Origin of the sequence: Pseudomonas orientalis, from assembly GCF_001439815.1 — a bacterium.
Taxonomy (GTDB): domain Bacteria; phylum Pseudomonadota; class Gammaproteobacteria; order Pseudomonadales; family Pseudomonadaceae; genus Aquipseudomonas; species Aquipseudomonas orientalis.
Window position 1 is genome coordinate 794105 of record NZ_JYLM01000001.1, and the last position, 11928, is coordinate 806032.

Genomic DNA, 11928 nt, shown 5'->3' on the forward strand with positions numbered 1-11928 from the left:
TGTCCATTGAAGGACGCAACGCCATGGTGAGTCGTGGTTGGGCTCGTGGTATATGGCCGTCGGTGGCAGTGGTAAGCGGGCTGTGGGGCGCTGCGGTAGCGGGCGACCTGCCGCCGCCGCCGAGCAGCATGGAGGCTGTCGCCGATGCACAGCTGTTTCTGCAACTGGTGGTCAACCAGATGGACACCGGCCGGGTCATCGCCGTCGATCAACGCGCCGGGCGGCTCTTCGTGCCGGCCAGCGCCTTGCAGGAGGTGGGTATGATGCTGCCGGGTGATCCCGAAGGCAGCGTGGCCCTGGACACAGTGCCCGGCCTGCACAGCGATTACGACAGCAACGGCCAGCGCTTGCTGCTGGATGTGCCACCGTCGTGGTTGCAGGAGCAGTTCATCGGCAACCGCAACACCTACCCGCGTACCCAGGCCATGAGCAGCTTCGGCGCCTTGCTCAACTATGACGTGTATTTCAACGACACCGACGAAGGCGGCAGCTACCTGGCGGCGTGGAACGAAGTGCGTCTGTTCGATAACTGGGGCAGCTTGTCCAACACCGGGCAACTGCGCCAGACCCTGTCCGATGGCATCAGCAGCAGTACGCTCAACAACGGTTACCGGCGCTACGACACCACTTGGCGCTTCTCCGATGATGAACGGCTGCTCACCTACGAAGCCGGGGACGTGATCAGCGGTGCCTTGCCCTGGAGCAGCTCGGTGCGCCTGGGCGGGGTACAGCTGTCGCGGGATTTCGCCGTGCGCCCGGACCTGGTGACGTACCCCTTGCCGCAGTTTGCCGGTGAGGCGGCGGTGCCCTCGTCGGTCGACCTGTTCATCAACGGCTATAAATCCGAAAGCGCGCAGTTGCAACCCGGGCCGTACACCCTGACCAACATCCCGTTCATCAATGGCGCCGGCGAGGCCGTGGTGGTCACCACCGACGCCCTCGGCCGCCAGGTGTCGACCACCGTACCCTTCTACGTCACCAGCACCTTGCTGCAACACGGCCTGACCGATTTTTCCGTGGCCGCCGGCACCTTGCGCCGTGACTACACCCTGCGCGACTTCGGCTACGGGCCGGGCGTGGCCAGCGGTACGTTCCGCTACGGCTATTCCGACAACCTGACCCTGGAAAGCCACGCCGAAGCGTCCAGCGACCTGATCCTCGGCGGGCTCGGCGGCAACCTGCGCCTGGGCAATTTCGGTGTGCTCAATACCGCCGTCAGCCAGAGCCGGTTCGACAGCCTCAGCGGCCGGCAACTGAGCCTCGGCTATCAGTACAACAGCGCGCGCTACAGCCTGATGTACCAACGCGTCGAACGGCGCGACGCGTATGCCGACCTGACCCTGGTCGACACGCCCTACGCCCGCCTCAGCAAGCGCAGCGAGCAAGTCACCCTGAGCCTTAATCTGGAGCGGTTCGGCAGCCTCGGCCTGGGTTATTTCGACGTGCAGGCGGCGGACGATTCGCGCACGCGCCTGCTCAACCTGAGCTGGAGCAAACCGCTGTGGCGCAACTCCAGCGTGTACCTGTCGGCCAACCGCGAAATCGGTGACAGCAACTGGGCGATGCAGGCGCAACTGGTAATTCCGTTCGACCTCAACGGTAGCCTGGCCTTGAGCACCGAGCGCAGCAAGGACGGCGCCAGTACCCATCGCATCAACTACAGCCGCGCGGTGCCCAGCGAAGGCGGGCTGGGCTACAACCTCGGCTACGCCCAGGGCGATACCCCCACTTATCGCCAGGCCGACCTGACCTGGCGCTTGCAGTCGGTGCAGTTGCAGGCCGGTGTGTACGGCAGCAGCGAGGCTCAGACGCGCTGGGCGGATGCCAGCGGCTCGCTGGTGTGGATGGGCGGTAACACCTTTGCCGCCAACCGCATCAACGATGCCTTTGTGGTGGTGAGCACCCAGGGATTCGCCGGGATCCCGGTGCGCTATGAAAACCAGTTGGTCGGCGAAACCGACAGCAAGGGCCACTTGCTGGTGCCGTGGAGCAGTGCGTATTACCGCGCCAAATATGAAATCGACCCGCTGAACCTGCCGCCGAATGTGCAGAGCCCGAATGTGGAGCAGCGCGTGTCGGTGCGCCGTGGCAGCGGTTACTTGCTGGAGTTTCCGTTGCGCCGGGTGCTCGCCGCGAGCATCACCCTGGTCGACAGCCAGCACCAGGAGTTGCCGCTGGGCAGCCTGGTGGTGCATGAACAGAGCAACACCCAGGCGGTGGTGGGCTGGGACGGGCTGGTCTATCTGGAAAACCTCAGCGCCCACAACACACTGCAGGTCACGCTCGGTGAGGGTCGCAGCTGCCAGGCGCGATTCGATATCGATGAGCACCAACAGGACGTGCCGCTGATCGGCCCGTTGGTCTGCCAATGAAGGATTGAACAGGGAGTGTTCGGGTGAGGGGCAAGGGATGGCTGTTTGGGATGGGGCTGTTTGGGTTAGCGCTGTTGTGTTCGGGCAAGGCGTTGGCCGCGTGTTCGGTAGGGGCCACGGTGCCGGCCAGTTTCGGTTCGATCAGTTCGATGACCGTGCGCACCGCTGCGCAAACCAGTTCCACCACCAGCGCCGGGCTGAGTTGCACCTCGTCCCTGATTTCGCTGCTGGTGTCGAGCGACCATTTCTACGCCACGATTACTTCGTCCCAGAGCGGCCTGCGCGGGCCGACGGGGGATGTGATCGGCTATACGATTTATGGCACCAACAGCACCAGTTACCCGATCGCCCGCGGGGCGCAGTTCGATTTTGGCGGTGCCGGCGGTATCGCCCAGATCATCGGCCTGATCGCAGGGCCGGGTCCTAAAAGCGTACCGCTGTACCTGGGCAGCATCACCGGCAGCAATGTCGCCGCGGGCGTGTATACCGAGACGTTGAGCATCGCCTGGAACTGGAACTATTGCTCGGGCGTCGGCCTTGGCGGCATCTGCCTGGGGCGTGACATCGGCAGCGGCACAGCGTCGCTCACCGTGAGCATGACCGTGACCAATGATTGTCAGATCACCGCCCCCAATATCAGCTTTGGCAGCGCGCCGGTGGTCAGCGGATTTACCGCAGTGAGCGGGCAGACCATCAATATCGCCTGCACCAAGGGCAGCGCCTATACCGTGGGCTTGAGCGACGGCCAGAACGCGGTCGGCGTCGGCGGGCGGCGGCGCATGATTTCCGGCGCCAACTACCTGGCCTACGACATTTTCAAAAGTGCCGGCACCACGCGATGGGGCAGCGTCGGCGCGGCGCGGCGGGCCAGTTCCACGGCGGAGGTCAACCCCGGCAACGGCTTGGGCACGGGCAGCCAGGTGTTCAACTACAACGCCCGGATCTACACCGACCAGCCCACGCCGCCGGCCGGTATTTACCTGGACAACGTGGTGCTGGACGTGGGCTTCTAGAACTTAATCTGCTGCGGGGCGGCCTGATCCACCGGGCTGACCATCGCATAGTTGTACCCGCCGCCCGACCAGTAATCGGCCTGCAAGCCGTCGGCGCTGCGGCTGCCGCGCGGCAGGAAGCCGTTGTTTGGACCCGGCGGGCGGATATAGAAGCTGATGCGCCGGCCCTGCGCGTCCTGGTACAGCACCATGGCCGCTGCGCCTTGGTCGGTGGTGAGCAGGCGTCCGCTGACCGGCTTGAACCCCGCCTGGCTCAAATCGGGCAAGCGATGGGCCTGGTTGAAGTAGCGATCGAGCCAGGCCTGCATCGTGCTGCGGTCCTGAGCGTTGTAGTCGGCGGGCATGATGCCGTCCTGGGCAAACAAGCGGTATGCCTGCATCGCATCAGCCATCGGCAACAGCGCTGGCTGGGTGGCTTCGCGGGCGTGCCAGCCGCCCAGTCCGCCGAGGCTGACGGCGATCAGCAGCAGCGCCGCAGTGGCGAGATGGCGGCGGGATTGATGCTTGATGCGCTGGCGAATCAGCGCCGGATCCAATGCCGGGTTGTCCGGCTGTTGCAGGGCACCGCTCAAGGACGCACGCAGCAATTGCGCATCCTGTTGCCAGGCATGCACCTGGGCGGCCACCTCGGGGTGGCTCGCCAGCCAGGTTTCAAGGACGCGGCGATCACTGTCCGGCAACTGGTGATCGACGTAGGCGTGTAAGTCGCGTTCGCTGGGAGGCAGGCTGATCATTTGAGTATCCGCAGGGAAGGGCTGGCAATTTCGCCATCGCTGAGTTGACGCAAGGCCTGGCGGGCGCGTGAGAGACGCGACATCACCGTACCGATGGGCACGTCGAGTATTTCGGCGACTTCCTTGTAGCTCAAGCCTTCGACCGACACCCACAGCAGCAGGGCGCGCTGCTCGGCAGTGAGGCGGTCGAAGGCCAACAGGGTGGATTGGGCCATCACCGTGCGCTCCACCGAGGGCTGCGCATCGTCGCGGCCGGTAAAGAATTCGAGCATGCGCGCGTAGCGCCGGCTGCGCCGATGGGCATCGAGAAATTGTCGGTACAGGATCGAAAACAGCCACGCGCGCAGGTCGCCTGCGATGCGCTTGTCGGCCCAGGCGATGATCGCCCGTTCCAGGGTCGACTGCACCAGGTCGTCGGCACTGCTGGCGTTACGGGTCAGGGACACGGCAAAGCGCCGCAGCCTGGGGATGAGTTCACGTAACTGTTCGTCGAGTTCATGCATGGGCGTCTGGCTGGCTACTACGCTGCTGGGACTAGAGAGACGTCCGGTGCTGAAGGTTATTCCGTGGGCCGAAAAATAAAACGTGGCCAGGGAATAGAGTTTATCGGCGTGCGTCTCAATGCTCCGACCTTATGTTTCACCCCCTAAGGCCTCTGGCCCTGGAGTTCATTCATGGTAGATCACTCACCACCGCCTCGTCCTGCGTTAAGCACCGCGAGCCTGATCGCGCGACTCGCCGGTATCGGTGCCGTGGTTGCCGTTGTTGCCGGGGCATTTGCCTACGTCAACGGCACCCTCGACCCACAGCGCCTGCGCCCGAAAACCCTGGTCAATGCCCTGGAAACCAATAACGGCGTGCATCCGGGGTTTCGGCGTAACCATGCCAAGGGTGTGTGCGTGGCCGGGTACTTCGAGAGCAGTCCCGAGGTGCGCGCTTACTCCAGCGCCCAGGTGTTCAACGAGGCGAAAACCCCGGTGATCGGGCGGTTCGCCTTGCCCAGCGGCAACCCTTATGCGCCGGACAGCAGTGTGCCGATCCGCAGTTTTGCCGTGCAATTCAGTCAGGCCAACGGCCAGCAGTGGCGCACCGGGATGAACAGCATGCCGGTGTTCCCGGTGGGCACCCCCGAGGCGTTCTACCAGTTGCTCAAGGCCGGCGCGCCGGCCCCGGCCACCGGCAAGCCGAACCCGGCGAGCATGCCGGCATTCTTTGCCTCACACCCGGAGACAGCGCCGTTTCTGGCCTGGGTCAAAACCGCCAAGCCATCGGCCAGTTACGCGACCGAAACCTATAACGGTATCAACGCGTTTTACCTGGTGACCGACGACGGCAAGCGCCAGGCCGTGCGCTGGTCCGTGGCGCCGCAGAGCCAGGACGCAGCGGGCGATACCGCGCCTGAAGGCGCCGACTTCCTGGAAAAAGACCTGGTGCAGCGCCTGGCGGCGGGGCCGTTGCATTGGCAATTGAACATGACACTGGCCAACCCTGGCGACCCGCTGGATGACGCCAGCAAGACCTGGACCGGTGAACACAAGGTACTCAACGCCGGCACCCTGGTGTTGCAGAGCAGCCAGCCACAAGCCGACGGCGATTGCCGCGATATCAACTTCGATCCGCTGATTCTGCCCAGCGGTATCGAGGCGTCCAACGACCCGCTGCTGGCGGCACGCTCGGCGGCCTATGCCAGTTCATACCTGCGCCGTGCCGGTGAAGTCAGCCCGTTGCACAGTGCCTCCCAGGAGTCCAAGCCATGAAGGTTCAACCACGCTTTTTCGCCCCGTTGGCGCGTTTGCTGCACTGGCTGATGGCGTTGATGATCATCGCCATGCTGTTTATCGGCGCAGGCCTGGCGGCGTCGGTGTCCGAGCGCCATGAGTGGCTGATTCACCTGCACAAGCCGTTGGGCATCGCGATCCTGGCGCTGGTCGTGGTGCGTCTGGTGGTGCGTCTTTCCACGCGCCAACCGCCGCTGCCGACGGACTTGCCGCTGTGGCAAGTACTCGCGGCCAAGGCGTCTCACGTCGTGTTGTATGGGTTGATGCTGGTGTTGCCGCTGTTGGGCTGGGCAATGATTTCGGCCGCCGGTGACCCGGTGATGCTCAGCAGCTCCGTGCAACTGCCGGCATTGGTCTCGGCGAATGCGCCGTTGTTTGCGCTGCTGCGCAAGGCCCACGGTTATCTCGCCTACCTGCTGTTTTTGACGGTGCTGGTGCACCTGGCGGCCGCGCTGTTCCACGGGTTGATCCGCCGCGACGGCGTACTGCAAAGCATGACCGGCACCCGCCACTGATCAGCGTTGGCTGACAGTCAACGCACGTGGCCGATGATATCGGCCACGCTGCTCAGCACATCCTTGCCCAACTGCCTGGAGCGCTCGCCGGACCAACCGGTTTTCGGGTTGGGCGCGTCATCGTTGTCCTTGAAGGGCATCTCCAGGGTCAGTGACAGGCAGTCGTACTGTTCACCGACCGCATTGCATGCCAGGGTCATATTGGCTTCGCCCGGCAGATCGCGGGTGTAGCCGTGGGTGGTCTGAAAGTCGCGAGTCAGTTGGCTCAGGTGGCTGCGGAAGTGTTTCTCGAGGGCTTCGATACGCGGGCTGTAACCGGGGTTGCCTTCACAGCCAGCGGTGAAAATGTAGGGGATTTCTTCGTCGCCATGGATATCGAGGAACAGGTCGACGCCATATTTTTCCATCTGCTGTTGCACGAACAGGACTTCCGGGCTGAGTTCCTGGCTGGCGCTCTGCCAGGCGCGGTTGAGGTCCTGGCCCATGGCATTGGTACGCAAGTGGCCATGAAACGCGCCGTCGGGGTTCATGTTGGGCACCAGGTACAGGTCGGCGACGGCCAGGAGCTTTTTCAACTCGGTATCACCGCTCTGCTGCAGGCGTTCGATCACGCCCTCCATAAACCATTCGGCCATGTGTTCGCCGGGGTGCTGCTGGGCGATGATCCAGACTTTGCGGCGGCCTTCGCCGCCTTTGCCACGGCGCAGCAGTTGGATATCACGGCCCTCGACACTTTTACCGGTGGCCAGCAGCTTGACGCCGGCGTACTTCAGGGCCTGCTCGATCAACCAGTCGTGACGTTCACGGCTATAGGGTTCGAAGTAGGCGAACCACGCGTGCTTTTCCCGGGTCTGCAGGCTGATATGCAGGATTTCGCCATCAAAGCGTGACGGCACGCGGAACCAGTTGACGTGGTCGTAGGACGCCACGGCGTTATAGCCGGTCCATGCATGCTTGTAGGATGACCGGCCCGCGTTGCTCAGGCGAAAAGTGTGGGTGTGGCCCACGTGCATGCCTTCGGCCTTGAAGTGGAACCACTGGTAATGTTGGCTGCGGGTGTCAGGTTTGATCGCCAGTAACAACTGGTAGGCATCGCTGGCATCCAGGACCTGGATATTGCCGCTGTCGAAGTCGGTGCTGATTCTGATGGACGTCAAGGCCACGGTCATAGTCTAGTTGCCTGAATATGCGGATGTGGCGGTTATCTTACACAGGCGGCAGGCAATGTCTGGAGGCAAAATTGTTGCACGGGGGGAGGGGGCGTCATCCGTGACGCCGCCGCAGCTTAGAGTCTATGAGATTGATTCTCAAGCGCTAAATCGTGAAGATATCGGGCTGGGCCTTGCTGCGGCTTTCTTTTCGCAATGGTCTTTTGCTACCATTCGCGCCATCAAGCAACACACAGTCTTCATTAGCCTGAAGCCGTCAGAAACAACTGGCAAAAAAAAGACCCGGCCAAAGAGCCGGGTCAAAAACCGTGATTAGCCTGATGAGGAGATATTCCAAGAGTCCGACCTAAGGTCTCTTGGTCTATCGACTGATCTCGCGATCAGCCAGGTCCAATAATAATCATTATCATTTGCAAGTCAAATGTTTTTATCCCTCCGATAGAAATATTTTTCCCATGCGCCCGTCAGCCGTTTACCTGAACGTCCGGCGTTCGCAACGACCGCTCCACCATCGCCTTCGCCATATCAATCAAATACACCACCGAAAATGCCAGGTCGCGCTGATTGCCCTGGTGGCTGCTCGCCGACTCGTAGGCGGTTGCCGCAGCGCTGCGCAGCAGGTCGGAGGCATGCACCAGCGCTTCCTCCTGGCTGATGCCTGGCTTGAGGGTGAAAAAGGCTGCGTCCAAGGCGGGTGCAGACATTTCCTCTTTCAAGTAATAGTCCAGCGCGCGCTGTGCGGCGCCACTGCAGCGCATGTCGTGCAGCTCAGTGTTTTCAGGTGTTTCAGGCAGGTGATAGGGGCTCGTCGTCATAAGGGGCAGTACTCTGGGTGGGTGTCGAAAACCTTATATCGATGATAGTACGTATCGTATTTATGTCGTTTTATGGATTACTACAAACTGTTTATTGCCCTGGAAAATACGCAACGTATTGTCAGTGCCATGGATAACTGGATAGCGTTGGTGCGAGCCAATATGAAAGACCGCAAGGTCACGCAGGATGAACTGGCGGAGCGCCTGGGCATGTCCCAGGGCGGCGTCGGCCATTGGCTCAACAAGCGCCGCGTTCCGAGCATCGCGGACATGAACCGGGTACTGGCGGAACTGGGGCTGGGCTATCTGGAGGTCGCACTGGAGATTCGCGAGAGGGCGGATACCCAGGCGACACTGGAGCACCACTACAACCCGTATTTTCGCTACCCGGTCAACGACTGGAACGGTGTGTGCGAACTGCGCGAGGCAAGGGCCAGCTATGGGCCGGAACGCTTCGAATTGACCGATTACCACGCCCACGGCGACGCCTTCTGGCTACCGGTGATCGGCGACGCCATGACCGCGCCCAGTGGCCTGAGCATCAGCGCAGGCATGCTGATCCTGGTAGACCCGGCGGTCGAGGCGCAGCCCGGCAAGCTGGTGGTTGCACAATGGCTGGACAACCCCCAGGCCACCTTTCGCCAGTTGCAGGCAGACAGCGGCCAGCTTTACCTGGTGCCGCTCAATCCCACTTACCCCAAGCTGCTGTTCACCGACGACTGCCGCATCCTGGGTGTTGTCGTGCAAGCCACGGCGAAGTTCTAGTGCGCCGGCTCCAGTTCCACCAGCGCACTGCCTTCGGCGACCATTTCCCCCTCCTGGCAAAACAGGGCCTTGACCACGCCCGCCTCAGGCGCGCGGATGCTGTGCTCCATCTTCATCGCTTCGAGTACCACCAGTTGCGCACCGGCTTCGACCCGTTGACCGATGTCCACCAGCACGCGCACGATGCTGCCGTTCATGGGGGCGGTGAGACCGCCTTGAGGGGACTGACCGGCCTCGGCTGCCGCAATCGGGTCGAACAGGCTGACCGCCTGCATCTCTCCATCCCAGCGCAGATACACGGTGCCTTCAGTGCGCACCGCCAGATGGGCGCGGCGTATACCCTGGTGTTCGATGATCAGTTGCTCGTCGGTGAGTGGCGACGATTGCCCGGCCAGCGTGACCAGTCGATCCTGGCCGTTACAGCTCAAATGCAGCGAAACCTGGGCCGGCAGCCCCGCGCGAAAACCGTGGGTCGCGGCCCACGGTCCGTCTCCGGTCGGCAGGGTTTGCATAAAGGCCGAACCCGCCGCCTGCCAGAACTCATCGCTCAACGCCCCGGCCACCGGCAGCAGTTCTTCCTGATAGCGCGGAATAAATCCGGTATCCAGTTCGGCCGCGGCAAAGGCCGGATGACCAATGATGCGCCGCAGGAAGCCAAGGTTGGTCTTGAGCCCGCCCACCGCACATTCGTCGAGCATACTCAGCAAGCGCAGCCGCGCCTGCTCACGGTCCTCGCCCCAGGCAATCAACTTGCCGAGCATCGGGTCGTAGAAGGGCGAAACGCTGTCCCCTTGTTCGACGCCGCTGTCCACGCGCCGCCCGGGGCCTGGCCTGGACTCGCGGTACAGCGCCAACCGTCCGGTGGCGGGCAGGAAATCATTGGCCGGGTCTTCGGCATACAGCCTTACCTCAATCGCATGCCCCCTCAGCGGTACCTGCGCCTGGGTGATCGGCAGCACTTCACCCTGGGCGACACGGATCTGCCAGGCCACCAGGTCGAGGCCGGTAATCGCCTCGGTGACCGGATGCTCCACTTGCAGGCGGGTGTTCATCTCCATGAAGAAAAACTCGCCGCGGGCATCCAGCAGGAACTCCACGGTGCCCGCGCCCACATAGCCAATCGCCTGCGCTGCGCGTACCGCCGCTTCGCCCATGGCCTTGCGCTGCTCGGCACTGACTCCCGGCGCGGGGGCTTCTTCCACCACCTTTTGATGACGCCGCTGGATCGAGCAATCGCGCTCATTGAGGTACAGGCAGTTGCCGTGTCGATCGGCAAATACCTGGATTTCCACATGGCGCGGTTTGAGCAGGTATTTCTCTACCAGCATCTGCCCGTTGCCGAATGACGAGAGGGCCTCGCGCTGGGCGGAGGCCAGGGCTTCTGCCAGCTGGCTGACATCCTCGACCACCTTCATGCCCTTGCCGCCGCCGCCTGCGGTGGCCTTGAGCAGTACCGGGTAACCGATACGCGCACAGGCTTCGCGGAAGGTTTCCAGGTCCTGGGCCTCGCCGTGATAGCCCGGCACCAGCGGCACGCCGGCGGTTTCCATCAAAGCCTTGGCCGCCGACTTGCTGCCCATCGCGTCAATGGCCGAGGCGGGCGGGCCGAGGAAGATCAAGCCCGCTGCCTCGACGGCCCGGGCAAACCCGGCGTTTTCCGACAGGAAGCCGTACCCCGGATGAATCGCCTGGGCGCCGCTGGCGTGGGCGGCGGCGATCAGTTTGTCGATCTGCAGGTAACTGTCGGTGGCCTTGCTGCCGCCCAGGTCGACACGAATATCCGCTTCGCGGCTATGCCGCGCATCACGGTCGATCGCACTGTGCACGGCCACGGTGGTCAGCCCCATCGCCTTGGCGGTGCGCATGATTCGGCAGGCGATTTCGCCACGGTTGGCCACCAGCACGCTAGTCAATGTGCTCATGGATGCGGCTCCCTGGATTGCCAGCTGGGTGCGCGTTTTTGCAGAAAGGCGCGCAAGCCTTCCTGGCCCTCGGCACTGACCCGAATTCGCGCGATGGCGTTTTCACAGTAACGCCGCAGCGCCGGGGTCAGGGCACCGTTGCCCACCTCGCGCAACAAGTCTTTGCTCGAACGCATCGCCGCCGGGCTGTTGTGCAGCAGGTTGGCGATCCACTCATCCACCCGTTGGTCCAACGTCTCGGCCGGATAGCTTTCCGCCAACAGGCCGATCTCTCGCGCACGCCGGCCGTCAAAGCGCTCGGCCGTCAAGGCGTAGCGACGGGCCGCGCGTTCACCGATGGCCTGCACCACGAACGGGCTGATCACCGCCGGTGCCAGGCCGATACGCACTTCCGACAGGCAGAACTGCGCGTCATCGGCGCCGATTGCCATGTCGCAGCAACTGATCAAGCCCAGCGCCCCACCGTAAGCGGCGCCTTGCACCACCGCCAGGGTGGGGATTTTCAGCTTGGCCAGGTTGTACATCAACTCGGCCAGCTCACGGGCGTCGTCCAGGTTGGTGTGGTAATCCAGCTCGGCCGACTGCTGCATCCAGGCCAGGTCGGCGCCGGCGCTGAAGTGCTTGCCGCGCCCGCGCACCACCAGAAAGCGCAGGGACGGATCGCCCTGTACGTGGTCGAGGGCGATGATCAGTTCGCGGATCATCTGGGCGTTGAACGCGTTGTGCTTGGCTTCACGGCTGAGCCACAGCGTGGCAAAGCCACGGCTGTCGGTGATCAGTTCGAGGGTGTTGAAATCGCTCATGCAAGAAGCTCCATGAAAATGAGAGGCCTCCTGTAGGAGCGA

At 62.9% G+C, this 11928-nt stretch carries 12 protein-coding genes; 6 read left to right on the top strand and 6 right to left on the bottom strand.

Annotated features, from left to right (window positions below; all coding sequences use genetic code 11):
- Positions 1-23 precede the first annotated feature (23 nt).
- The gene (locus TU82_RS03510) at positions 24-2372 is read left to right on the top strand and encodes a fimbria/pilus outer membrane usher protein (RefSeq protein WP_057721910.1); all 2349 of its coding nucleotides are present in this window, start codon (positions 24-26) and stop codon (positions 2370-2372) included.
- Between the two features lie 50 nt (positions 2373-2422).
- Positions 2423-3385: a Csu type fimbrial protein gene (locus TU82_RS03515; protein WP_057721715.1), complete on the top strand. Its 963-nt coding sequence runs from the start codon at positions 2423-2425 to the stop codon at positions 3383-3385.
- Here the strand turns inward: TU82_RS03515 and TU82_RS03520 are convergent.
- Both TU82_RS03520 and TU82_RS03525 read right to left on the bottom strand, forming a co-directional pair.
- The gene (locus TU82_RS03520) at positions 3382-4119 is read right to left on the bottom strand and encodes an anti-sigma factor family protein (protein ID WP_057721716.1); all 738 of its coding nucleotides are present in this window, start codon (positions 4117-4119) and stop codon (positions 3382-3384) included. The genes TU82_RS03515 and TU82_RS03520 overlap by 4 nt on opposite strands.
- On the bottom strand, positions 4116-4622 hold the full coding sequence (locus TU82_RS03525) for an RNA polymerase sigma factor (protein WP_057721717.1): 507 nt from the start codon (positions 4620-4622) through the stop codon (positions 4116-4118). Before TU82_RS03525 ends, TU82_RS03520 begins: the two co-directional genes overlap by 4 nt.
- Positions 4623-4793: 171 nt before the next feature.
- On the opposite strand from TU82_RS03525, the gene TU82_RS03530 reads away from it, so the two are divergent.
- Together TU82_RS03530 and TU82_RS03535 are read left to right on the top strand one after the other, a co-directional pair.
- Positions 4794-5876 (top strand): catalase family peroxidase, encoded by a 1083-nt coding sequence (locus TU82_RS03530; protein ID WP_057721718.1) that lies wholly within the window; start codon positions 4794-4796, stop codon positions 5874-5876.
- Positions 5873-6412 carry a cytochrome b gene (locus TU82_RS03535; protein WP_057721719.1) on the top strand — a complete coding sequence of 180 codons (540 nt, stop codon included), beginning with the start codon at positions 5873-5875 and terminating at the stop codon, positions 6410-6412. Before TU82_RS03530 ends, TU82_RS03535 begins: the two co-directional genes overlap by 4 nt.
- Before the next feature lie 17 nt (positions 6413-6429).
- Here TU82_RS03535 and TU82_RS03540 read toward each other — a convergent pair whose 3' ends face one another.
- Positions 6430-7581: a M14 family metallopeptidase gene (locus TU82_RS03540; protein WP_057721720.1), complete on the bottom strand. Its 1152-nt coding sequence runs from the start codon at positions 7579-7581 to the stop codon at positions 6430-6432.
- A gap of 55 nt (positions 7582-7636) precedes the next feature.
- On the opposite strand from TU82_RS03540, the gene TU82_RS28860 reads away from it, so the two are divergent.
- Positions 7637-7897 (top strand): hypothetical protein, encoded by a 261-nt coding sequence (locus tag TU82_RS28860; protein ID WP_162276142.1) that lies wholly within the window; start codon positions 7637-7639, stop codon positions 7895-7897.
- Positions 7898-8045: 148 nt separating this feature from the next.
- On the opposite strand, the gene TU82_RS03550 is transcribed toward TU82_RS28860, so the two are convergent.
- Positions 8046-8396, bottom strand: coding sequence for a DUF6124 family protein (locus tag TU82_RS03550; protein WP_057721721.1), 351 nt, complete (start codon positions 8394-8396; stop codon positions 8046-8048).
- Between the two features lie 129 nt (positions 8397-8525).
- Between TU82_RS03550 and TU82_RS03555 the strand changes: the two genes are divergently transcribed.
- Complete coding sequence (locus TU82_RS03555; protein ID WP_057721911.1) at positions 8526-9161, top strand: LexA family protein; 636 nt, start codon at positions 8526-8528, stop codon at positions 9159-9161.
- Here TU82_RS03555 and TU82_RS03560 read toward each other — a convergent pair.
- Both TU82_RS03560 and TU82_RS03565 read right to left on the bottom strand, forming a co-directional pair.
- Positions 9158-11083, bottom strand: a complete 1926-nt coding sequence (locus TU82_RS03560; protein ID WP_057721722.1) for an acetyl/propionyl/methylcrotonyl-CoA carboxylase subunit alpha — start codon at positions 11081-11083, stop codon at positions 9158-9160. The genes TU82_RS03555 and TU82_RS03560 overlap by 4 nt on opposite strands.
- A complete protein-coding gene (locus TU82_RS03565; protein ID WP_057721723.1) occupies positions 11080-11886 on the bottom strand; it encodes a gamma-carboxygeranoyl-CoA hydratase in 807 nt (268 codons plus the stop codon). Before TU82_RS03565 ends, TU82_RS03560 begins: the two co-directional genes overlap by 4 nt.
- Positions 11887-11928 lie beyond the last annotated feature (42 nt).

Bases quoted from the DNA above. Each gene is read 5' to 3' on its own strand.
- TU82_RS03540 (WP_057721720.1), bottom strand. From the start codon at position 7,581: ATGACCGTGGCCTTGACGTCCATCAGAATCAGCACCGACTTCGACAGC.
- TU82_RS03565 (WP_057721723.1), bottom strand. From the start codon at position 11,886: ATGAGCGATTTCAACACCCTCGAACTGATCACCGACAGCCGTGGCTTT.
- TU82_RS28860 (WP_162276142.1), top strand. From the start codon at position 7,637: ATGTCTGGAGGCAAAATTGTTGCACGGGGGGAGGGGGCGTCATCCGTG.
- TU82_RS03525 (WP_057721717.1), bottom strand. From the start codon at position 4,622: ATGCATGAACTCGACGAACAGTTACGTGAACTCATCCCCAGGCTGCGG.
- TU82_RS03510 (WP_057721910.1), top strand. From the start codon at position 24: ATGGTGAGTCGTGGTTGGGCTCGTGGTATATGGCCGTCGGTGGCAGTG.
- TU82_RS03520 (WP_057721716.1), bottom strand. From the start codon at position 4,119: ATGATCAGCCTGCCTCCCAGCGAACGCGACTTACACGCCTACGTCGAT.
- TU82_RS03555 (WP_057721911.1), top strand. From the start codon at position 8,526: ATGGATAACTGGATAGCGTTGGTGCGAGCCAATATGAAAGACCGCAAG.
- TU82_RS03530 (WP_057721718.1), top strand. From the start codon at position 4,794: ATGGTAGATCACTCACCACCGCCTCGTCCTGCGTTAAGCACCGCGAGC.
- TU82_RS03550 (WP_057721721.1), bottom strand. From the start codon at position 8,396: ATGACGACGAGCCCCTATCACCTGCCTGAAACACCTGAAAACACTGAG.
- TU82_RS03515 (WP_057721715.1), top strand. From the start codon at position 2,423: ATGGGGCTGTTTGGGTTAGCGCTGTTGTGTTCGGGCAAGGCGTTGGCC.
- TU82_RS03535 (WP_057721719.1), top strand. From the start codon at position 5,873: ATGAAGGTTCAACCACGCTTTTTCGCCCCGTTGGCGCGTTTGCTGCAC.
- TU82_RS03560 (WP_057721722.1), bottom strand. From the start codon at position 11,083: ATGAGCACATTGACTAGCGTGCTGGTGGCCAACCGTGGCGAAATCGCC.